This window comes from Streptomyces jumonjinensis (assembly GCF_009600885.1).
GTDB classification, from domain to species: Bacteria; Actinomycetota; Actinomycetes; order Streptomycetales; family Streptomycetaceae; genus Streptomyces; species Streptomyces jumonjinensis.
The window spans coordinates 88172-88680 of sequence record NZ_VCLA01000201.1; the positions used below are offsets into that span (position 1 = coordinate 88172).

The window sequence follows — 509 nt, forward strand, 5'->3', positions numbered from 1 at the left end:
CCCGGCCGAGAGCGCCGTGGTGGTGCGCCCGGACGGGTCCCGTCCCTCCGATGCCCTCACCGCCGGTCTGGAGGGGCTGCTGCGGACCAATCCCGGGGGGCGGTACGAGGTCCTGCGCCACGTCAACCACTCCTGGGACAGCTGGACGCTGACCCGCGACGCGCACCCCGAGGCGGCAGAGGGTCCGTACCGGGTGTTCTTCGAGCGGGCCGACAGCATCCTGGACACCTACACCATCCGGGAGCGGGGCTTCCCCTCCGCCGAAGCGGCGATGGGCTGGATCGCGGACACCACCCTCCCCTTCCCCCACACCTCCGTCCCGGCTCCTGTGGTGGTCTCGCGGGCCGAGGCCGCCGTGGCCCGCTCACCCCGTGCCCCGGCCCGGCTCGCCGTACCCCCGAACCCGGTGACCGCACCCCGCCCCACCGCCACAGGGGCCGTCCATCCGGGACGGGGGCTGTCGTGAAGCAGGCACGTTTCGGGTTCTCCGCCCACCCGGAGGCCCTGGA

At 74.5% G+C, this 509-nt stretch carries 1 pseudogene; it reads left to right on the top strand.

The features are described 5' to 3' along the window. A pseudogene (locus FF041_RS35985) lies at positions 1–466 on the top strand (hypothetical protein); the annotation flags it as partial. Positions 467–509: the final 43 nt, after the last annotated feature.